22 protein-coding genes and 2 pseudogenes are annotated in these 22,062 nt (G+C 37.4%); 4 read left to right on the top strand and 20 right to left on the bottom strand.

Annotated features, from left to right (window positions below; all coding sequences use genetic code 11):
- Positions 1-62: 62 nt before the first annotated feature.
- On the top strand, positions 63-857 hold the full coding sequence (locus AAHI02_RS02610) for a S1/P1 nuclease (protein ID WP_346985323.1): 795 nt from the start codon (positions 63-65) through the stop codon (positions 855-857).
- 328 nt (positions 858-1,185) lie between these two features.
- A complete protein-coding gene (locus AAHI02_RS02605; RefSeq protein WP_002979276.1) occupies positions 1,186-2,052 on the top strand; it encodes an RNA polymerase sigma factor RpoD/SigA in 867 nt (288 codons plus the stop codon).
- Between the two features lie 190 nt (positions 2,053-2,242).
- On the opposite strand, the gene AAHI02_RS02600 is transcribed toward AAHI02_RS02605, so the two are convergent.
- The 3 genes and pseudogenes from AAHI02_RS02600 to kdsA form a co-directional block, all read right to left on the bottom strand.
- Positions 2,243-2,716, bottom strand: a complete 474-nt coding sequence (locus AAHI02_RS02600; RefSeq protein WP_346985322.1) for a DUF3347 domain-containing protein — start codon at positions 2,714-2,716, stop codon at positions 2,243-2,245.
- A 151-nt stretch (positions 2,717-2,867) separates the two neighbouring features.
- Positions 2,868-5,086 (bottom strand): annotated as a pseudogene (locus AAHI02_RS02595) (TonB-dependent receptor plug domain-containing protein).
- A gap of 114 nt (positions 5,087-5,200) precedes the next feature.
- A pseudogene (kdsA, locus tag AAHI02_RS02590) lies at positions 5,201-6,011 on the bottom strand (3-deoxy-8-phosphooctulonate synthase).
- 486 nt (positions 6,012-6,497) lie between these two features.
- Between kdsA and AAHI02_RS02585 the strand changes: the two are divergent.
- Complete coding sequence (locus tag AAHI02_RS02585) at positions 6,498-7,007, top strand: pyridoxamine 5'-phosphate oxidase family protein (protein WP_346985321.1); 510 nt, start codon at positions 6,498-6,500, stop codon at positions 7,005-7,007.
- Positions 7,008-7,085: 78 nt separating this feature from the next.
- Here the strand turns inward: AAHI02_RS02585 and AAHI02_RS02580 are convergent, their stop codons facing one another.
- The 17 genes from AAHI02_RS02580 to AAHI02_RS02500 form a co-directional block, all read right to left on the bottom strand.
- On the bottom strand, positions 7,086-7,742 hold the full coding sequence (locus AAHI02_RS02580) for a DUF6766 family protein (RefSeq protein ID WP_346985320.1): 657 nt from the start codon (positions 7,740-7,742) through the stop codon (positions 7,086-7,088).
- A gap of 11 nt (positions 7,743-7,753) precedes the next feature.
- Positions 7,754-9,277: an FAD-dependent oxidoreductase gene (locus AAHI02_RS02575; RefSeq protein ID WP_346985319.1), complete on the bottom strand. Its 1,524-nt coding sequence runs from the start codon at positions 9,275-9,277 to the stop codon at positions 7,754-7,756.
- Positions 9,278-9,298: 21 nt separating this feature from the next.
- A complete protein-coding gene (locus AAHI02_RS02570; RefSeq protein ID WP_346985318.1) occupies positions 9,299-9,451 on the bottom strand; it encodes a hypothetical protein in 153 nt (50 codons plus the stop codon).
- 29 nt (positions 9,452-9,480) lie between these two features.
- Entirely contained in the window at positions 9,481-10,233 is a 753-nt protein-coding gene (locus AAHI02_RS02565) for an SDR family oxidoreductase (protein ID WP_346985317.1), read from the bottom strand.
- Positions 10,234-10,239: 6 nt separating this feature from the next.
- Positions 10,240-11,040, bottom strand: coding sequence for an SDR family oxidoreductase (locus AAHI02_RS02560; RefSeq protein WP_346985316.1), 801 nt, complete (start codon positions 11,038-11,040; stop codon positions 10,240-10,242).
- A 2-nt stretch (positions 11,041-11,042) separates the two neighbouring features.
- Entirely contained in the window at positions 11,043-11,543 is a 501-nt protein-coding gene (locus tag AAHI02_RS02555) for a nicotinamide-nucleotide amidohydrolase family protein (protein WP_346985315.1), read from the bottom strand.
- A gap of 32 nt (positions 11,544-11,575) precedes the next feature.
- Complete coding sequence (locus AAHI02_RS02550; protein ID WP_346985314.1) at positions 11,576-12,754, bottom strand: zinc-dependent alcohol dehydrogenase; 1,179 nt, start codon at positions 12,752-12,754, stop codon at positions 11,576-11,578.
- A 42-nt stretch (positions 12,755-12,796) separates the two neighbouring features.
- The gene (locus AAHI02_RS02545) at positions 12,797-14,938 is read right to left on the bottom strand and encodes a catalase (protein WP_346985313.1); all 2,142 of its coding nucleotides are present in this window, start codon (positions 14,936-14,938) and stop codon (positions 12,797-12,799) included.
- A 241-nt stretch (positions 14,939-15,179) separates the two neighbouring features.
- Positions 15,180-15,800 carry a ferritin-like domain-containing protein gene (locus AAHI02_RS02540; RefSeq protein WP_346985312.1) on the bottom strand — a complete coding sequence of 207 codons (621 nt, stop codon included), beginning with the start codon at positions 15,798-15,800 and terminating at the stop codon, positions 15,180-15,182.
- Positions 15,801-15,875: 75 nt separating this feature from the next.
- A complete protein-coding gene (locus AAHI02_RS02535) occupies positions 15,876-16,694 on the bottom strand; it encodes a KGG domain-containing protein (RefSeq protein ID WP_346985311.1) in 819 nt (272 codons plus the stop codon).
- 209 nt (positions 16,695-16,903) lie between these two features.
- Positions 16,904-17,518: a Crp/Fnr family transcriptional regulator gene (locus tag AAHI02_RS02530; protein ID WP_346985310.1), complete on the bottom strand. Its 615-nt coding sequence runs from the start codon at positions 17,516-17,518 to the stop codon at positions 16,904-16,906.
- A gap of 57 nt (positions 17,519-17,575) precedes the next feature.
- Positions 17,576-18,172 (bottom strand): Crp/Fnr family transcriptional regulator, encoded by a 597-nt coding sequence (locus tag AAHI02_RS02525; protein ID WP_346985309.1) that lies wholly within the window; start codon positions 18,170-18,172, stop codon positions 17,576-17,578.
- A 605-nt stretch (positions 18,173-18,777) separates the two neighbouring features.
- Positions 18,778-19,374, bottom strand: a complete 597-nt coding sequence (locus tag AAHI02_RS02520) for a Crp/Fnr family transcriptional regulator (RefSeq protein WP_042721528.1) — start codon at positions 19,372-19,374, stop codon at positions 18,778-18,780.
- Positions 19,374-19,751, bottom strand: a complete 378-nt coding sequence (gene ytxJ / locus AAHI02_RS02515) for a bacillithiol system redox-active protein YtxJ (RefSeq protein WP_346985308.1) — start codon at positions 19,749-19,751, stop codon at positions 19,374-19,376. The genes AAHI02_RS02520 and ytxJ overlap by 1 nt, the downstream gene beginning before the upstream one ends.
- Positions 19,748-20,113: a hypothetical protein gene (locus AAHI02_RS02510; RefSeq protein WP_346985307.1), complete on the bottom strand. Its 366-nt coding sequence runs from the start codon at positions 20,111-20,113 to the stop codon at positions 19,748-19,750. The genes ytxJ and AAHI02_RS02510 overlap by 4 nt, the downstream gene beginning before the upstream one ends.
- 89 nt (positions 20,114-20,202) lie before the next feature.
- Entirely contained in the window at positions 20,203-20,739 is a 537-nt protein-coding gene (locus tag AAHI02_RS02505; protein ID WP_346985306.1) for a YfiT family bacillithiol transferase, read from the bottom strand.
- On the bottom strand, positions 20,696-21,295 hold the full coding sequence (locus tag AAHI02_RS02500; protein WP_346985305.1) for a hypothetical protein: 600 nt from the start codon (positions 21,293-21,295) through the stop codon (positions 20,696-20,698). The genes AAHI02_RS02505 and AAHI02_RS02500 overlap by 44 nt, the downstream gene beginning before the upstream one ends.
- A gap of 87 nt (positions 21,296-21,382) precedes the next feature.
- Between AAHI02_RS02500 and pncA the strand changes: the two genes are divergently transcribed.
- Positions 21,383-21,988, top strand: a complete 606-nt coding sequence (gene pncA, locus AAHI02_RS02495; protein ID WP_346985304.1) for a bifunctional nicotinamidase/pyrazinamidase — start codon at positions 21,383-21,385, stop codon at positions 21,986-21,988.
- Positions 21,989-22,062 lie beyond the last annotated feature (74 nt).

The raw sequence follows: 22,062 nt of genomic DNA, 5'->3' as shown, positions 1-22,062 counted from the left end.
CTCAACCTTAATCTTAACCTTAAAATTAACTGTATCTTTGCTCCCTGAAAATGTTATGTACAATGAAAAGTATTTATTCTAAAATTCTGATTTTAGCATTTATCGCATCTTCACTTTATTCATATGCGTGGGGATTGACGGGACACAGAATTATTGCAGAAATTGCGGAGAACCATCTTTCCGGAAAGGCAAGACGGGAGATTAAAAAAATGATGGGAAGAGAAAGGCTTGCTTACTGGGCAAACTGGCCGGATTTTATTAAATCTGATACTACCGGTGCCTGGAAACAGGCTTCAGCCTGGCATTATGTAAATATCGATCCACAAACTGATTTCAAAGTTTTTGAAGGGAAACTAAAAGCTCAGGCCGGACCAAGTTTATATACTCAGGTAAAGGTTCTATCCAGCCAGATCAAAGATGAAAAAACTTCCGAAAAAGACAGAAAAATTGCTTTAATCTTCCTGATCCACATTATGGGAGATCTTGCACAGCCAATGCATGTCGGAAGAGCTGATGATTTAGGAGGAAATAAAATTAATGTTACCTATTTCGGAGAAAAAACAAACCTTCACTCTGTATGGGATGGAAAACTGGTTGATTCTCAAAAATACAGCTATACAGAGTATGCAAAACTTCTCGACATTAAATCCAACGATGAAGTGAAACAGATCCAGAAAGGAACGCTTGAGGACTGGCTATATGATTCTCACAAAATTGCTAACAAAATCTATGCACAAACCCCTATGGATTCTAAACTGTCTTACGATTATCAGTACAAATTCAATGACGTTATGGAAAGACAGCTTTTGTCAGGAGGTTTGAGACTTGCAAAATGGCTGAATGATCTTTTTAGTTAATTAATGATTAATCCAAAGTAAGATTTACTTTTCGATTAAGTATATATAGGCGGAGCTTTGGTTCCGCTTTTTTTTGTTCGTTGAAACTAGGGCAGTTTGAAAGAACAAATAAATAGACCTCTCCCATTACAGCAGCATTCTTAAAAAGTCCCTCTCCTCGGGAGAGGGATTTAGGGTGAGGAAAAAGATATTCGTATCACAAGAGCGATAATTTACAACTAATTTTTCATATCCAATTTAATTAAATAAAAAATTATTGAAAAGGTTGTAACCTTTTTAATATCTCATACGTATAATATATACAAACTCTTTTTTGAGGAATAAATAGATGAGACAATTAAAAATCACTAAGCAGGTAACCAACAGGGAAACTGCTTCATTAGACAAGTATTTGCAGGAAATTGGTAAAGTGGAACTAATCACTGCGGACGAAGAAGTAGAATTGGCACAAAGAATCCGTGCGGGCGACAGAGCTGCGCTGGAAAAATTAATCAAAGCCAACCTTCGTTTCGTAGTATCGGTATCCAAACAGTACCAAAATCAGGGTCTTTCTTTGCCGGATTTAATTAATGAAGGTAATTTAGGACTGATGAAAGCGGCAAAAAGGTACGATGAAACTAGAGGTTTCAAATTTATCTCTTACGCAGTTTGGTGGATTCGTCAGTCGATTTTACAGGCTTTGGCAGAACAGTCAAGAATTGTAAGATTACCATTGAACAAGATCGGATCGATCAATAAGATCAATAAAGCTTACGCTCACCTTGAACAGGAAAATGAAAGACCTCCTTCACCGGAAGAATTGGCTGAAGTTCTTGATATGAGCGAGGAAGATATCAAGGAATCGATGAAAAACTCCGGAAGACATTTGTCTATGGATGCACCTTTGGTAGAAGGTGAAGATTCCAATCTTTATGATGTATTACGTTCAGGAGAATCTCCAAGCCCGGATAAAGATCTGATGCTCGAATCTCTTCAGATCGAAATCGAAAGAGCATTGAATACGCTGACTCCAAGAGAAGCGGATCTTGTAAGATTGTATTTCGGTTTGAACGGAAAACATCCTATGACTTTAGAAGAAATCGGTGAAACTTTCGACCTTACGAGAGAGAGAGTACGTCAGATCAAAGAGAAAGCGATCAAGAGATTGAAACACAATACCAGAAGTAAGATCTTAAAATCTTATTTAGGTAAATAATTTTTAAGTTAAAAATATTGGCGGAGTTTGATTTTCAGACTCCGTCTTTTTTTATTTGACGATATTGAATTTTTTTAAAATAAAAAAGAAGCCCAAGTCGGACTTCTTTATAATTTTTTTCAAAATACTGTCTAAAGTTATTGTTGATTTTAATGATATAAAAGACTTTTTATAAGTAATTTACGATAGTTTATTTAATTGTTGACTTTACCTTTCCGCAAGACAACATAGACTTTCCATAATATGGATTTACAATTTTAGATTCGTCACTCAGCCAGCTTCCGTCTGCCATTGGGCAATATTGCACATAAACCGGATTTTGTGATAATTTAAATTCATTTGCCAAGCCGATCATATTATCCGATAGTTTATGAAAAGATTCTCTCTGTGCGGAAATATTCTTAGAGCCGGCAATTATTTTGGCATCTTTTCGCAGATTGTTCAATTCTGCTTCAGAAACCGTTTTATTGTTGATTTCGGAAGATGTTTTAATGAATTGTGTAGCTGCTAGTGAGGCTTTGTTAACATCATCAGAAGCAAGAGCAGATTTTATGGCAATATAATTATGATACAATCCGGAAATTTTTGCATCTTTTTTTGTCTGTGCAGAGACTGAAATTGTTGATAATATAGAGAATACGGCCGTAATGATATATTTTTTCATATCTACTTTTCTTTATAATTTATTTAAAGCAAATTTAAAAATATATACTGAGCTTATGGTATAAAATTTCGTATTGTTGTTAAAGAATTATCAAAAAAAGAACCTCTGAATATCAGAAGTTCCTTGCGTTTATATTAAAGGAGGACCTTAGTTATTTAATTTTAAATTCAAGCTTTACATTAAAGAATCTTCCTGTAAGACGTACCGGAACAGGATACATATAATTGGTATTCGCATCCGTAATCCATTGGTTGGCTACTGTATTTCTGATGTTAAATGCATTGAAAACCTGCACACCTAAAGTCAGTTCATCGAAATTACCCCAAAATCCATATCCTCCTTTTTTTCCTTAGGATCTATAAACGCATAAGAAAGTCCAAGATCTACCCTTTTGTAGGAAGGCAAAGTTTTCTGGTACTGATAAGGATCTGTGAGTACCGGTGCACCTGTAGGAAGTCCCATCGCATAGGTTAATGTAAGATTGACACGCATTTGCGGAAATGCCGGCATATAATCCTGATAGAACATCGCAAATCTGAACCTTTGGTCTGTCGGCCTTGGAATATTTCCTTTATCATCGATGTTTTCAAATACTCTTGCATAACTTGCCGAAAGCCAGGAATCTACACCCGGAACGAACTCTCCGAAAAGTCTTGTATCAATTCCGTATGAATATCCTGAAGCGTTATTCTTACCTGTGTAACGAATTCTGACATTATCCATATAATACGGGATCAGATCATTCATTTTCTTGTAATAAAGCTCCGTTGTCAGTTTAAAAGGTCTGTCATACATATAAAACTCATAATCATTGGCAAGAATAGCCTGAATGGATCGCTGAGATTTTATAGAAGAGTTGAAATTTCCATCAAGGTCTTTTATTTCTTTATAAAATGGTGCCTGATAGTAAACTCCTCCCGAAAGTCTGAATAACATATCAGTATCCCAATCCGGTTTGATAGCAAACTGTGCGCGTGGTGAGAAAATCGTTTCATTATTAAAGCTCCAATGGGCAACTCGGGCACCTGCATTCAGGAAAACTTTACTGCTTCCCCAGAAAAACTTCTGAGAATATTGTGCATAGGCAGAAAATCTCGTCGGCTGAATATGATTCTTACCTGCAATATTATACATCAGCTGCAGATCTCCGGCATCTCTGGGAACTATAAATTCTTCGTGAGGAAGGCTGTATCCTGCAGAATCAACCAACTTCCATTCGTTGGTAAGATCCTTTAAATTTTCCTTTTCATATTTAAATCCCAGTTCGATATCCGTATTGACGTTTGGCGAAAAACGAGTTCTGAACTGCGCTCCGTAAGTTTTTACATATAAATCGTTTCTTGCATGTTCTATTTGTCCGGCCGCATCGTATGAAGTCACAGGATCTCCTGTTATAGGATCATATGTCTGTAAAACATAAGCAGAAGCAATACTATAGTACTCTCTTTCACGATTTTGATAAGCGAAAGCATCAAGGGTAAACCTCCATTTGTCTGAAGGTTTGTAATTGATGGAAGCCGTTCCCATCATGTTTTTATACTTATCATCTTCGCGACCTTGATAATTTACATTCAGCTTTAATGGCTGTTGAAGACTTCCAAAGTCTACTTCCCTTTCTTTAGGAATCATTTCATAATCATTTTTGGAATAATATCCTATAAAAGACAATGTCAATTTCGGGCTGAAATGATAATTGAGATACGTCTGAAAATCCATATACTTAGGATTAAAGTCTGTATCTTCTTTTAAAGTGTTGAGAACAAGGTTTGTATTTCTGTATCTCCCTGAAAATAAAGCGGTGAATTTTCTGTTACCTTCCTGATCTTTTCCTGCTGCGAAACCCGTAGTCAGTCTTCCGCCAATTAAGCTACCTTCTCCTGAAAGCTCAAATTTTTCGGGTTCGCGATAGTAGATGTTTAATGCTGATGACATTTTATCACCATATCTCGGCTCAAAACCTCCTGCAGAGAAATTCACGGTGGACACCATGTCGGGATTGATAATACTTAAACCTTCCTGCTGGGAATTCCTGATCAGGAAAGGTCTGTAGATTTCAATATCATTAATGTAGATGAGGTTTTCATCATAGTTTCCGCCACGAACCATATACTGTGAAGAAAGCTCTGTATTTGAGTTTACAGAAGGTAAGGTTTTGATAATTCCTTCAATACCTCCGGAAATGCTCGCTACATTCTGAGCATCTTTCGCTGAAATTTTCACAGTGGTAAGATCATTGGTTCTTCCTGTCATCTTTTTCTGAAACACCACCTCTTCAATCGTTGCGGTTTTCATCGTATCCTTCTTTTTTCTTACCTGAGAGAATACTAATGCAGGAACCATAAGGCTCAATGGTAAAACTAGTTTTTTCAAAAGAAATGTTTTAGAATTTCAAACGTGAATATATAAATTTTATTTTAACTTATTTAAACTTTATTAACATTTGTTAAGATAGCTGCAAACGTTTAATAAGAATAAAAGAATAAATTAAAGAATCGCTTCTCTTACTCTGGTTAATTTTTGCAACAGATCTTCCAGAAGATCAAGTCTCAGCATGTTTGCACCATCTGATAAAGCTGTTTCCGGAGTTGGGTGTGTTTCGATGAAAATTCCGTCGGCGCCTACTGCGATTCCGGCTTTTGCAACGGTTTCGATAAGATCAGGTCTGCCTCCCGTTACCCCTGAACTTTGATTCGGCTGCTGTAAAGAATGAGTTACATCAAGAATCACAGGAGCATAATTTCTCATGGTTGGAATTCCTCTGTAATCCACGATTAAATCTGTATATCCGAATGAATTCCCTCTTTCGATAATGGCCACTTTCTGATTGTTGGAATCCGTAATTTTCTGAACGGCAAACTTCATGGATTCCGGAGAAAGGAATTGTCCTTTCTTTAAAGTCACACATTTTCCTGTTTCTGCAGCAGCTACCAGAAGATCTGTCTGACGAACGAGAAATGCAGGAATCTGCAATACATCCACATATTGAGCAGCAAGAGCCGCATGTTCATTTTCATGGATATCAGTTGTTGTAGGAATATTGAAAGTTTCCCCTACTTTTTTAAGAATTTCAAGAGATTTTTCTTCTCCGATTGTCGTAAACGAATCTACCCTGCTTCGGTTGGCTTTCTTAAAGCTTCCTTTAAAGATATAAGGAATATTATATTTATTAGTCAGTTCAACTACCTTTTCGGCGATTTTAAGTGCCATATCTTCGCCTTCGATAATGCACGGACCTGCAATAAGAAAAAAAGTTTTTTGAATCTTTGTGATGAATATTATCTAAATACTGGATCATTTTATATTTAATTAAAAACTTCAGTAAAAATACTGAGAAAGTTTCAGAATCAGAAATAATTTAGAGTAAATACGAAGTCCTTGCTGTAATGTAAAAAAATAACCAACAACCTTTCGATTAAAACCTGCGCACCTTTTACCTAAAACCTAGGCAGCTTTTGATCAAAACCTAAGCACCCGTTAAGCAAAACCTGCGCAGGTTTTTTGTAATACCTCCGCATCATTGTATTATATCCGCTAGTGCGAACGTCTCGCTCGTACTTCTCGCTTTCTAAGGGAAAGGTATCACAGGACACTAGCGGGACACTAGCACCAGCAGGGATTCAAGCTAAGAGAATATTTAAATTTAATCTAATAATTTTTTATGGACTTCTGCTTAATGTTGCTTACTTAATTGTATGTAAATTTTGAACACACCGTTCATTATGGTCGGATTTTTGAATAGTAATCAGTACTTTTTATTATCCAATCACTAAAATATAATATTATGTCAACAGAAAATCTTACACACCACGACGCTGTAAAAAAAATCAAAGATCTATCCGAAAGTGCAAAAATCTGTATGTTCTGTACAGAATTGGATACACTGCCAATCAATTCGAGACCGATGTCTTTACAGGAAACGGATGAGGAAGGAAATCTTTGGTTCATCAGCAGCGATACAAGCAACAAGAATTTTGAAATTAAAGATGATAAAAGAGTCCAGCTGTTTTTTATGAACAATGGCGACTATCAGTATCTTTCTGTTTTCGGAGATGCTACCATTTATAAAGACCGTTCAACCATTGAGGACAAATGGTCGCCAATGGCAAAAGCATGGTTTGAAGACGGTAAAGATGATCCTAATGTTTCGATTATCCGCGTAGAGCCAAGAGAATCTTATTATTGGGATACAAAAGTTGGCAAGCTGGTAAGTCTGATGAACTTTGTGACTGCGGCTGTTACCGGCAATACTACCGATAATTCCGACGGTGTTGAAGGTAAAGCAAAAATTTAACAATAGTAAATTTACGAAAAAAGAGCAGGCTGCATCACATCGATGCAGCCTGTTTTATAATGTAATGAATTGAGGAAACTAAGGTGTTTCATCGTGAGACATATCCACAGGTTTAGATTCCGGAGAACCTTTTTCACGCAGCCAGATCGAAAGAATCACCAGTGAGGCAACGGCGAGAAATTCGCTCTGCCAGTTCTGAAAAGATTCAAACCAGAAACGGGATTCCGTGATGTACTGTGATGCACTGATGGTTGGCTTTTCTTTTGAGATCTGTTCTTCATTATACTCTTTCAGACTTCCATAGAAATGAAGCGAAAAACTGATAATAAACAGAACGGCAAAAGCCATTGATAAGGAATGTTTATACATCTTAAGCCATATACCGCCTTTTTTTACCGGCCATGGGGCATCGGCATGCGGTACGGGTTCTTTATCGACATCCTCTTCTTTGTCCAAAGATTTAGATTCGCTTGAACCTTTCTGACGAAGTGAAACCGTCAATAACACATACAGCATCATCTGCAGGAACTCACTTTCCCAGTTTTCAAATGTAGCCTGTATGAAATGCCCGCTATAAACGTATTGTCCTAAACTTAATGCAGCACTTCCATTTTCCATGAGTTCCTTATTTTCTGTTTTCCAACCTGTAAAAAACTGTGCGGAAAGACAGCAGATCATAAAGATGATCAGGACAATACTTAAACTGTTTCGATATAAAAATCCTTTTTTAGACATATTTTCAAAGATTAAATTCCCGAATCGGCATCCACCCGCGGCAGATCTCTCACAGTAGGTCCTGTAAGCAGTTTTCCGTTGATATTGAATCGTGACCCGTGGCACGGACAATCCCAGCTGAGCTCTGCACTGTTCCATCTCACTTCACATTTGGCGTGCGGACAGGTGCTTTTCACCAGATGTACGGTTCCGTTCGTTTCCTTATACAAAGCGTAGGATTCCCCTTCGTATTTCACCACTTTTGCCTGTCCTTCTTTTACTTCTGAAAGCGAATGGATCTTTTCGGCAAACAGTTTATCTTTAATAAAATCGTAGGCTACCACCGCATTTTCTTTCACAAAATCAGCAAAGCCTGCAATCGGCTTGATGCGTGACGGACTGAAAATGTCTTCATATGTATTTTCTCCTTTAATAATTAAATCTGAAAGAATCTGTGAAGAAATGGTTCCCAATGTCATTCCGTTTCCTCTGAACCCTGTTGCGGTAAATATTTTCCCGTCACTTCCCGGAAGTTTACCGATATAGGGGAATCCGTCTACAGGTTCATAATATTGGCTTGACCAGCTGTAATATACTGTTTCTACATCAAAATATTTTCTGACATAATTTTCAAGCCTTGAAAAGCATTCTCCGGTATCTTCTTCATGACCGGTTTTATGGTCTTCACCACCGGCGATCAGTAGTTTCTGTCCGTTAATTTCCTGAACTCTGTAATAGTGATAAGGATCGATGAGATCGTATCCCAGATCTTCCGGATATTTTCCGTCTTTCAGGCTGAAAGCTAAGGCATAGCTTCTGTAAGGTGAGTTGATGATGTGTAAAACACTAAGACCAGGAGGAATATGAGTGGCATAAACAACATTTTTGGCTTTAATTTCACCTTTTGATGTTTCCAAAACAACATAATCGTCCTGCTCATCATGGCTTTCACAACGGCATTCCTCAAGGATCACCCCTCCCAGGCTGAGAAAAGCTTCACATAATCCCTTAATATATTTTATAGGATGAAACTGTGCTTGGTCAGGAATACGCACCGCTTCTTTAAACGGAATCGGAAAAGGAATATCTTCTACATACGTCATCTCATGGCCTACCTCTGAAGCGCCTTCCGCAATATCTTTCAGCTGCTTCTGTTGTTTTTCATCCAAAGCAAAAAGATAGGCTGTCTTTCTTTCAAAATCACAGTCAATACCAAAGTGTTGAATATTGCTTTCTATGATACCAATAGCTTCCCGCCCTACATTGGCAAAGAGTTTTGCGTTATCTAACCCAAAATCATTAATTGCCTCTTTAAAAGTGGTGTCAAAGAAATCATTAAGGTGTGCGGTTGTTCCTCCGGTTGTTCCGAAACCAATATTGGCAGCTTCCAGAAGAATACATCTTTTCCCGGCCTGCTGCAGCTTCAAGGCAGTGGAAACCCCGGTAATACCGCCCCCGACTACTGCTACATCGTAGAGCTGTTGAAGGTCGGCCTCCGAGGAAAATTTCCTGATTTCTTCCTGCCAGATACTTTTTCTTGCTCCGTCTCTGTACATGAATTAGAATTTTCGTTAAACTTATTTAATCTGCAATGTGTCGCTTTCTGCTTTATTGCTGTCGGAATTCTTGTTGTCGTATTTGTTTTTCGGTTCGTCCTCATCAAACCCGCATCTGCAGGATGAAAATGCGAACATGCTTAAAATTCCTAAAACTAAAGTGGTTGTTTTCATAATCACAAATGTTTTTTGTTTTTAAAATATTATCCATTCACAACAAGGCCTCCATTAGGATGAAGTACTTGTCCGGTGATCTGAGCCCCATCATCACTTGCAAGGAACAGATAGCTGGTAGCCACTTCCTCAGGGGTTGCATTTCTTTCGAAAGGTGGTTTGTTCGGATCGTCTTCTTCTTCTCCGAAAGTCTCTTTGGTTAATGGTGTTGCTACCGGACCCGGCGCCACGGCATTGACACGGATTCCTTTGGGTTTAGACTGTAATGCCAGCGAACGGGTAAAGGAAACGATAGCCCCTTTTGTCGCCGAGTAGTCCAAAAGCTGCTCATGGCCCTGGTAGGCTGTTGCTGAAGTCGTATTAATAACAGAGCTTCCCTGTTTTAAATGAGGAAAAACAACTTTAGTAAGAAGAATCATTCCTATAATATTAGAATTAAAAGTTGTTCGGATATTTTCTTCCTCAAGATCAATGATATTATCTGCAGGGAACTGCACGCCGGCGTTATTCACTAAAATATCAATGCCTCCGAATTGCGAAACCACTTTTTGAGTAGTTTCTTCGCAAAACTGATAATCATTAACATCTCCTTTAAATATGGCCGCTTTTCTTCCTAAACCTTCTATTTCTGATTTTGCTTTTTCTGCGTCTTTATCATCAGAATAATAAATAATGGCAATATTTGCGCCTTCTTTTGCGAAAAGTAAAGCGACCGCTTTACCGATTCCGCTGTCTGCTCCAGTGATCAGGACAGTTTTATTTTCTAATTTTAAATTCCCCATACTCATCTACTTTTCATTTACCGGTTTTTGCATTTCTGCCATTCTGTGTGCAGCCATACTGTCTGTTGCGATATTCGACATGGCTACGGTTAGTTTGTTTTTTAGGCCTGAAACTACTTTGTCATCACCATTCATTAAAGCATTGAATCCGTCAATAGCAACTTCTTCGGGCGAAGAAAGATTGTCTTTATCTTCCAGAATTTTGCTTTCATTCATGTCGGCTTTGTTAAAGAAATCTGTATCTGTAGGTCCCGGCAGTAAAGCCGTTACCGTAATTCCTGAATCCTTAAGTTCTTCACGTATCGCTTCAGACCAGGATAGAATAAATGCCTTTGTTCCATGATACACCGAATGCCAGGGGCCGGGAGCCTTACTTGCAATCGAGGCAAGGTTCAGGATTTTCCCTGATCCTTTGGGTAGGCGGTCTTTTAAGAACATTTTTGTCAGGATAATAACAGAAACAATATTTAAATTAATAATATCAACTTCCCGGTGAATATCGGTATCCTGAAATTTGCCATACACACCCTGTCCGGCATCATTTACGAGAATTGCAGGACTAATTCCGTTTAGCTTCAACTCTGAATATAAAGCATAGGCATCTTCTTCAATAAAGAGATTCTTAGCAATGGTAATTACATTAACGCCATAGTTTTTAAATTCATCTGCTTTTGTTTTCAGTTCGTCATGATTCCGGGCAACCATAACGAGATCATAACCGTTTTTTGCAAATTGTTTAGCAAGCTCATAGCCGATCCCACTGGTTGCTCCCGTAATCAGCGCATATTCATTTTTCCTGTTCATCATTCTTACTTTAAAATTAACAGTTGATTTATTTCACTTTTAAGACATCCCAAAATAAACTCTGTGTAATACAGCTGTGCATTCAGTGCCTGTGTTTTAGGATGCAGCTCCAATTTTTTTGTTAAAACGATTTCGCCTTTATAAGAAAATGAAAAGTAGGCAAAGATTTTATAAGAAGAATTGCGTATTGGTGTACAATATCCTGTTGTAGCAATCGACCAATCCGACTGGAAAAGCTTTGCTGCATTCAGCGCCATTGTTTCTGCAATATTTTCTGAAACGCAGTCGCATTCTTCTGCTTCATGGGCATCTACATTCAGTAATCTTACTTTTTCCTGCAAAGTATAAGCGGTAAGCCCGCCTTTGTAAAACATGGAGGCATTCGGCATCTGTGAGAAAGCTAATTGTAAACAGCCTGATGTAACGCTTTCCACCACGCAAATGGTTTCGTCTGTGGTCATTAAAGACTGGCTGATATACTCCAGAAGATTTTTTTGAAATTCCATAATTCTAATATTTATGTGTTTGTGTGTATTTTTTAGAGACTTGAAGCCTTCCACGGATCAAGAACAACCTTTACACATCCGTCCTGTTTCTTATCGAAGATTTCGTAACCTTTAGAAACGTCTTCTAAAGACAGACGATGGGTAATAATGTCATTCAGTTGTACCCTGCCGCTCTGTACATGATCCAGCAAATCATCGATGATCGCATGAACGTTGCACTGGCCGGCCTTTATAGTAATTCCTTTATCAAAAATCTGTCCAAGTTTAAAATTATCATAGTTTACAGGGTAAACTCCCAGTACAGAAACGATTCCGCCTCTTCTTACGGCGCTCATGCAGGCCTCTAAAACTTTAATAGAACCCTTCTCAAAATTGATCACGGCTTTCGCACGGTCTATCAAATTTCTGTCCGGTTCAAAGCCTACTGCATCGATGCAAAGGTCTGCTCCTCTCCCATCTGTCATATCACGGATCTGATCGATCACATTCTGGCCATCTTCCCATAAAATCGTATCACAGCCTGTAAGGTTTTTAATCTGATCCAGCCTGTACTGCTGGGTATCAACAACGATTACCTTTTTTGCATTGTGCAGAATTGCCGATTTTGCAGACATTGAACCTACAGGTCCGGCTCCGAAGATGGCCACCGTTTCGCCACCTTTTAATTCGCCCCACATTACTCCTGTGTAGCCGGTCGGAAAAATGTCAGTGAGAAATAAAACCTGCTCATCAGTAAGGTTATCCGGAACTTTTCTAGGACCAAAATGAGCGTAAGGAACTCTTACATATTGTGCCTGGCCACCGTCATAACCTCCATAGAGATCTGAATAACCGAAAAGGGCTCCTCCTTTATCGGTAAGAATCCCGCCTTCCGGGCCATAATGCTCAGGGTTGCTGTGTTCGCAGGCCGTCGGAAGATCATGCTGACAGAAATAGCAGCTTCCGCAGGAAATCGGGAATGGTACCACTACCCTGTCTCCTACTTTAAGGTTGGTGATGTGTTGTCCCACTTCTTCAACAATTCCCATGAATTCATGCCCCATAACCATAGGCCTTGCCTGGGGAATTCCCCCTGAATACATATGCAGATCGCTTCCGCAAATAGCTGTTGAGGTAACTTTTAAAATAACATCCCGAGAATCTTTAATAATCGGATCGTCGACCGTATCGCATTTGATGAGTCCCGGTCCGTGGATAACTGCTGCTTTCATAATTTTAATATTTAGTGTGGTGTAAAGTGTGTTTATATCTGATTAATTTTGGGCATTTCTTTCCAATTCTAAATCCCAGACTCTGTGATTGGCAATAGCTGTAATGAATTTATCTGAAGGATTTTCGTCTTCAGCAACAATGATGGCAGGATCGATATGACTTTTCGTGCTTACATTGCTGTTCATGTAAAGAGGTTCGGTTCCTTCTCCGAAGTAAATAGCTTTACAGTGTTTGTAAGCTTCGTTGACAAAATTTAATGCATGATGTTTATTTTCCGGATTGAGAAGCTCTTTGGTAGAATTTTCTCCTGCCGCAATATAAAGTGCATCAAAAGAAACGCTGGCATTGCTCGTTAAAGAATGCTTAGGAGTAAGTAAAGATCCGTCATCCGTTTTTACAGGAGCCATACTTGTTCCGATAATTTCTACGACTGCATTTCCGGCTTCCAGTTTGGTTTTTAGATCATTAATGGCTCCTGCATCTGCGCCATTTGCCATAATAAAACCTATTTTTCTACCCATAATGGTGTCTTTAACAGTATTCTGCATACTTAGCGCTTTTGAGATTTTAGTATCAGGTTCTCTTTCTTCACTCTGTAATATTGAAGGATCGGCATCCGCCGGAATACTTTGATTCGGGAACTTAAGTTCTTTCACTTCCACGCCTAATTTTGCTGCAACTTTTGAGGCAAGATCTTTATCAACGAAATTCAGCAGACTTACCATTCTTTCTCTTATCTCTGGTATTGTAACTTTAGAAAGCTCAAAGATCAATGCATTCTGAAGGTGCATTTTTTCGGGAGCCGACTGGCTATTGTAGAATAATTTGGCCTGCGAATAATGATCTACAAAGCTTTGGCTTCGTTCTCTTACTTTAGCCCCGGAAACTCTCGCCTCCTGAGATACAAAACCTCCTTCTTTCATCATCGCCTGGAAAGGACATCCTCCGCCGATCGAGTTTGGCTCGTAGCTGACTTTACCTTTGGCGATCTGCTGTCTCATGTGGCCATCTCTCTGGTTGTTGTGAACCACATTTATAGATCTGTTGATCGGGATTTCGTGAAAATTAGGACCTCCCAGTCTTATCAGCTGAGTATCTGTGTAAGAAAACAGTCTTCCCTGAAGTAGCGGATCATTCGTAAAATCGATTCCCGGAACAATGTGTCCTGGATGGAAAGCGACCTGTTCTGTTTCTGCGAAAAAGTTTTCCGGGTTTTTATTTAATGTCAAAGTTCCGATAAGTTGCACTGGTACGACTTCTTCAGGAACAATTTTGGTTGGGTCAAGAAGATCAAAATCATATTTAAATTCATCTTCTTCAGGAATAAGCTGTACGCCGAAATCCCATTCCGGGAAAACACCGTTTTCTATAGATTCCCAAAGATCCCTTTTGTGAAAATCAGGATCTACTCCGGAAATTCTCTGTGCTTCGTCCCAGGCAACTGAATGTACGCCCAGTTTTGGTTTAAAATGGAATTTAACAAAATGTGCTTTGCCTTCATCATTAATGAATTTAAATGAGTGTACCCCGAATCCTTCCATTCTTGAAAAGCTTCTTGGGATTGCCCTGTCACTCATCAGCCACATGATCATGTGCATACTTTCCGGCATTAAAGAAATAAAATCCCAAAATGTATCGTGAGCAGACTGTGCCTGTGGTATTTCGTTGTGCGGTTCAGGCTTTACGGCATGGATAAGATCCGGAAATTTGATGGCATCCTGAATGAAGAATACCGGCATATTATTCCCGACAAGATCATAATTGCCTTCATCTGTATAGAATTTTACGGAAAAACCTCTCACGTCTCTTGCCAGATCCGTACTTCCTCTGCTTCCTGCAACGGTAGAAAATCTTACAAATACAGGAGTTTCCTTTCCCACTTCGGTTAAGAATTTTGCTTTCGTATATTTTGCAAGGCTTTCTGTAAGTTTAAAAACTCCGTGCGCACCGGATCCGCGAGCATGGACTACCCTTTCAGGAATTCTTTCGTGATCGAAATGCGTAATTTTTTCTCTTAAAATAAAATCTTCCAATAAAGTAGGCCCTCTGTCACCAGCTTTCAGGGAATCTTGGTTGTTATTGATTTTCAGTCCCTGATTGGTGGTCAGTTTTTTATTTTCATTGGAGGTCATGTGAGATTCCAGCTGGTTAAGCTTTTCATTGGTTGGTTTCTTGTCTTTCATAATTCTTAATATTTGTTGGGTGTAATAATTTTCTCTTTAAGAAGTTATTAATTCATTTGTTGTTTTTAAATATTTTTCAAATTAGTACGAGTCTTTAAAGAAAAGATAAAAAAGTATCTTCCTGAGCTCTTTGGTTCCTGTTCAAGCTTTTATAATTTTATTGCAATTCACATACCTAAATATGAATATTGTAAATGAACAAAGCCATATAGAGAAGCTCTACATGGCTTTATGTTCAAGTTTAATCTTCCTGTTCCGCATCGAAATTGATGTAGGTTTCGGCAATTTCCGTCAGATCATAATCGGTGTCTTCTTCTTCCTGCAATGTTTTTTCCAGGAGATCTGCTGCCTTATCGTGTCCCATAGTGATGGCCAGCTGTGCCAGGCCCCCGTAGGTTGCAATTTCGTAATGTTCTACTTTTTGTGCCGCAATAATGAGAGCGGCATCACGAGTCATAGAGCCTTCTTCTGTAGATTTTATTATCTCTTCGCCTTCTTCAATGATTCCTTTAATGGCTTTGCATTCTTTTTTTTCAGGCGTTTCATTGATAAGTTTAAATATCTTTTCAAGACGGCTTACATGTTTTTGAGTCTGTAGCTGATGATCTTCGAATGCTTCTTTCAGCTCCTCTGTAGTAGCTGCTTCCTGCATTTTTTCCAATGCTTCAATGATAGCATTTTCTGCATAGTAAATATCTTTAAGAGCAGAAACAAAAAATTTATGTAAAGGAGAATTTTTCATCTCGTTTTTATCTACAGTAGCATTATCAACAGATGCTGTTTTTTTTAATGAACCAGTTGTGGTTGTAGATGAAGTACCTGTAGTACTGCTGTCTTTGTTGTCTAGCGTTTTAGTTGCCATAATGTGAATGTGGTGTTTGGTTTTAAAAGATTACCCCTTTACTTAATCAATAAAGAGGTAATCGTGGAAAAAGAATTATGAATTATTACGTCTGCCGCCAAATCCGGATCTGCCCGAACCTGAAGATCTTCCGCCTCCATGAGAGGCCTGTCCGCCCATACGGGCAATTCTCGTACGTTCAGCCTTACTCATTGAAGCGAAACCTCTTCTTGATGATCCTGAGCCGGAGCCTGAATTTGAACTTCGACCTGAACCGCCGTTGTTTCCGGATCTTGAGCCGCCTCTGCCGCTACCTGATGCGGATCTTTCTGAATTTGAACTTGAACCTGAGCTAGAGCCTGATCCTGAAGATCTTCCGCCTCCGTTTCTGCTTCCTCTTGGTCTTCCCGGATTATCGTGTCTACGATCGTAGTTGTCACTGTTTGAGTTTGATGAACCTCTCGATGACCTGCCTCTGCTTCCGGAACCTGATCCCCCTGATCCTCCCGAATTTCTCCCTCTTCCTGAGCCAGAGTTTGAACCTGAACCACGTCCTGATCCTCCACGAGAACCACCTCTACCACCTCCGGAAGTAAATCTTCCCTGGTTGTCTCTCTGCTGGTTTCCGTTTCCTGATCTTCCTCTTCCTCTATTATCATCGTCGTCATCATCGTAATCTTCATCATCGTCGTCGTAATTTTCATCTTCATCATAGTCGTCATCGTAATCCTCATCTTCATCATCATAGTCTTCGTCAAAGTAATCTTCATACTCTGAGAAGTCATCATCATATTCTTCGTCCTGTGATGCATCGTTATAACCATGGTCATAACCTAATTGATAAATTTCTTCTAAATTACTTGATGAATCTGAATTCCCTCTGGAACTACGATTTCTTGAATTTCTAGTGTTCATAACTGAATTTTTATATTAATATTATAGTGATGGTATTGCTGGCCGTGACTAGTATTAGACAGCAATGAGTTTTTGGTTAAATTTTATTTGAACATATAAGCTAAAGCTAATATGTACCTCGAATGAGGTTTAAGAATATGGATGAATTATTAACTCAAATGTACGTTAGAATATATCACTATTTTATGACCCAAGTCATGTTGGAAATATTAATATAAAATTTTTCGGTCTTTTATCGTGAGTTTGCCTTGCTTTTCCATCTTTTTCAGATTTCTGATAACGGTTTCTACTCTCAGTCCGGTAAGGTTGGCGATCTGTTGGCGGGTTAGTTCTACAGGGAAACATTGTTCGCAGTCTCCGTCATGATAGCTTTTCAGGTAATTGAGTAATCCCTCAAGGCGTATCACCGGATTCTGAGAAGACATGTTCTGTAACATGATGGCTTTAAAATACAGTCTCTGAGACAGACATGCATTCAGTTCCAGAGAAATTTTCGGGTTGTTTTCGAGAAGCTCGATAAAGTTGTTTTTTGGAAGTCGTAATACTTCTACATCTGTAAGGCAGACTGCATTCATAACATAAATTTTTTCAATAAAAATCAATGAGTCTCCAAAACTTTGATTTTCACCGATGATATTATGAATAAATTCTTTGCCTCCTTCGTCATAGCTGTTAAGCTTTACTTTTCCTTTTGTGATCTGATAATAATATGCGGCATGGTCTCCTTCTCTGTAAATGATCTCTTTCTGTTTATAAGATTTTCTTTCGGCACCGTATGAGTAAAGAAGTTCGGGCTCAATGTTCATGCAGCTGATCGTTTTCATTTTTCTACAGTTATTTTTTTCTAAAAGGTCGTAAAAAAAATTAGTATTCAAACAAAATTAATATAAAATTTTTCGGTCTTTGATTTTTACTATTTTTTCTTTTTCCATTACCTTAATTGTTCTTATCGCTGTTTCTACACAAAGACCTGTAAGGCTTGCCATTTGTTGTCTGGTTAGCGGAATCATAAAGGAATAAGGAGATTGTTCTTTCTGAAAGCTTTTTAAATAGTCCATCAGCACTTTAAGCTTTGCTGTCGGATTCTGAGAAGATAAGTTCTGTGCCATTATCAGCTTAAAATAAAGCCTTTGCGAGAGGGTTTTGTTCATGTTTAAAGATATTTCAGGATAAAGCTTCATGAGATCAAGAAAAATGGTTTTAGGAACTCTAAGGACAGTACATTTTGTAATAGCAATAGCATTTACAGGATAGGCTTTGTCCAAAAAAAGCAAAGATTCACCAATGCTTTGACCAGGTTCCAAAAGTGTTTGTATAATTTCTTTTCCGTCGTCAGTATAATTGTTAAGTTTTGCTTCTCCATCGACAATCTGATAATAGTAATGTGGAATATCACCCTCTTTAAAAATAATATCCGCGGGGTTATAATGTCTCGTTACTGCTCCTACTGAACGCAGAATTTCTTCTTTAATAACCATGTGATTTGTTTTTAAATGTTTTCTTTTATTCTATGAGCATTCCTAGTAAATAATTATTGGTTTTTATTAAATACAAATTTCGCACCTTAATATATTTTAAATAATTAATTAATTCTATTGTCAATTTATCAGCAGTAAATTAGTTTTAATATTGCATTATAAATAAAAATATCTCGCTTTTCTAAAGACAAACGAGTATTGTAATCTATCAAAAATTGTAATGCTTATATTTCTGCTGAAATAGTATCAGCAAGATTTTTAGATATATTAAAATTTTTCTTATTTGCCTTAATCAAAATAAATATTCTTATGATTCATTAAAATAAATGACTTAAAATCTGATATTTAATGTAAAATATTTGTTGAAAAATTTTACTTTTTAAAATAAGGTTAAAAGATCTCTATGAGTTTTTTTGATCAGCCGGGTGAATGCTGACTTGTCGGATTTTTGGAGGGAAGTTTCATAATATTATATTAGTGGTGTGATTACCAAAGATAGACCTATAATTTTTGTCATACTATGATCGTAGTCATAATCAAAAATCCGCCAGGAGATTTACCTGGCGGACTAGAAATATGTCAACTTAGCTGTGAATGCTAAATTTTTATTTACTGTCGGGAACAAAATTTTTCCGGGCAAGTTCCTTTCTTACACGGCTTAAGCTTTCAGGAGTGATCCCGAGATAAGAAGCAATCATCCACTGAGGAACTCTCAGGAGAAGATCCGGATACATTTTAATGAACTTCATGTAACGCTCTTCTGCAGTTTCTCCCAATAAAGAATTGATTCTGTCCTGAAGGCTTTTGATATGTTTTTGTAAAAGAATGTCACTTTTCTCAAGACTGTTCGGAAACTCGCCAATCAGCTTATTGATAAAGTCAGGATGTAAAAGAAGAACTTCAGAATCTTCTACCGCTTCGATATAATAAATTGATTTTTCATTAAAATATAAACTGCTTCGATCTGAAGTAAGCCAGCTTTCCGGTGCAAACTGAATGATGTGCTCTTTTCCGTTTTTATCAATAGAGTACATTTTCAGCAACCCTTTTTCAACGAAATAAATATATCTGCAGATTTCCCCGTATTGTAACAGAAACTGGTTTTTCTGAACCTTTTTTACTTCATAATGCACACTGCACATGTTCACCTTTTCCAACGGAACATCAAGAACTTTAGATAAATAATTATTAATATTCTTCATTATACAATTTGGTCTGCCGATATATGTTGATGCGATGCGCTATTCATTACTTTTCCGTTTTCAATAACGAGTAATTGCGGGCTTTCATGTCTTACATTCAAATCTTCTGCAATTTTATTTGAAATGGCTCTGTGGGCGAGCAAGTCCAGGAAATAAAGTTCCGGCTTACTCTCTGAATTTTCAATTTCCTTTTCAAAATTTCTTAGAACCGTTTTACTTATAAAACAGCTGGTTGAATGTTTGAATATAGCAATTTTACGGTTGAATGAACTTTCAATAGCTTTTTTCAGATCTTCCTCAGATTCTATATATTTCCAGATCGGATTTTTGTCAGAAATTTCTTCTTTTCCACCGAATATTTTGTCAAAAAAACTCATACATTAAATTGTTTTAGATGATGATGAAGATGTTTGTATTCCAGAAATCCCCAGTCTTTTTCTTTCATTTTACCGAAAAGAACATGATGATCGGGCAGATTTTTGTTTTCAAAACAGATTCTGTATTCTTCAAGCGTTTTCAGAAGACTTTTCTTTTCTTCTTCAAAATCACACTCAAAATTAACGATAAGTTTTTGAAAAGTGGGCATATTTGGAGGAATTCCGTTATTAAAAATCTGAATCTCCCATTTTGTAACAATTCCTATGGCTCTAAATAAAAGGTTTATTTTTGGAAGCTCAATTTTCCCAAGCGGAACCTGAAGAACCTGATTACAGTGTTTCATCATCTGGCAGACATCCATTTTTCCCCATATCGGTTTTGAATTTTGATGTAAACAATAAATTCTGCTTATAATCTCTTCGAAAAAAAATGGGTTATGAAGACTTTTTTTTACCAACCTTTTTCTTTCTTTAAGTTTTCAATATGAGCAAAATGATGATTGCAGTGCCATGCATATATAGCGAGAGAGTTTCTCAGATCGTAGTTTTTATTGTGCTCAGGATGATGAAATGTTCGTTCAAACTGTTTATTGGTCATACTTTTCAGTAATGCCGTCCACCTTTGATGAGTTCCTTTTATCATTCTCATCGCCGGTTTTACAGGCATATTCTGACTGTCCTGAAGTTCTGCCCATTTTGCTTCTTCATATGGTTTTATTGTAGGATTGTCTTCCGTAAGAGCCAGTTTGAACCGTATAAAACTATTGATATGACTGTCGGCAATATGATTCACGAGTTGTCTTACTGTCCAGCCACCTTCTCTGTATTGTGTATCGAGTTGATCATCCGAAAAATCTTCAATCAGGTTTTTCAGTCTTCCCGGAAAATCTTTGATAACTTTTATGTATTCATCCAGTTTAACATCACAGATGTTTTCAGGTTCCTCAAACCTGCCTATGGGAAACTTTTTCTGTTCTATAGAGTTCATTTTTAATTATGTAATTTAATAATTCTGATAAAATAACAGCATCCTGATCATTTAAATAATATAACATTTTGTTGTGATACTGATCTGTTTCTGAGAAAATTATAAAATAGTGATAGTATTTTTTAATCATTAGATTTTCCCATGGAATTACCTCCTTACCGAAAGTAATTTTATCATTAGAAATTTTAATGCCACTTATTATCAGGTCTTCTTTATTTAAGAACTTATTAATATAATTTTTTAAAATATCATTGTAAAAATTCTCCCAAAGCGTATCAATAATCTCACAGTAAAGTTTATGTTTTTCGTTGAGTTTTCTTCCATAAAAGAGTCTGAAGGAAATCTTCATTTCTTTACCGGAAACTGTTTTTATAAAGATCTGATATTCTCTCCCGATCGTTGCCATATATCCTCTGATGAAATGTATCCCATATCGGATTCCTATAATTTCCTCTTTTCTCAAAACAACACCATTAAGCGTTAAAGTTTTTTCATCAACAGTGAGAATAGATTTTTTATTGTTCAGGAATCCTTTATCAATGATATATGTTTTCATAATGCCTATTTGTCCGATAAATTTTATTTGGACAATTTTTTGAATATTAGTTTTTGTAAATTTATCAAAAATTCGATAATATTAAATATGAAAAAAGCGTTAATAATCGTAGATGTGCAGAATGATTTTTGTGAGGGCGGCGCATTGGCAGTTCCCGGAGCAAATGAGGTAATTCCCTACATCAATGCTCTGATGGATGAAAACGAGTATGATCAGATTGTTTTAACTCAGGACTGGCATCCTGAAAATCATAAAAGTTTTGCCAGCAATAATGGCAGAAAAGTCGGCGAAAGTATTATTCTGAATGGTGTTCCGCAGTTTATGTGGCCGGATCATTGTATCCAGGGAACTTTCGGGGCAGAATTTCACAAAGATCTTAACCGGGATAAAGTCACCCATATTATCCAGAAAGGTAAAAATGTTGAAATTGACAGCTATAGTGGCTTTCAGGACAATAATCATTTTATGAAAACAGGATTAGATGATTTTCTGAAATACCATGACATTCAATTATTGGAAATTGTAGGCCTTGCCATGGATTACTGTGTAAAATTCACCTGCACTGATGCCGTGAGCAGTGGATATGTCACATGCCTGCATTTCAACGGAACGAGGGCCGTAAATGTGAAACCTGATAACGGAAGAGATGCAATTTATGAAATGATCCAAAAAGGTGTAACTGTGCTGGGATAATCTGAAAATTAATTTAAATCAAAAATTTAATAATAAAAAAACCGAAACTTGATGTTTCGGTTTTTTATTTGATT

The sequence above is a fragment of the Chryseobacterium sp. POE27 genome (assembly GCF_039727685.1).
Taxonomy (GTDB): domain Bacteria; phylum Bacteroidota; class Bacteroidia; order Flavobacteriales; family Weeksellaceae; genus Chryseobacterium.
The sequence above is the reverse complement of the archived record's forward strand: the minus strand, read 5'-3'. Positions and strand labels throughout refer to the sequence as shown.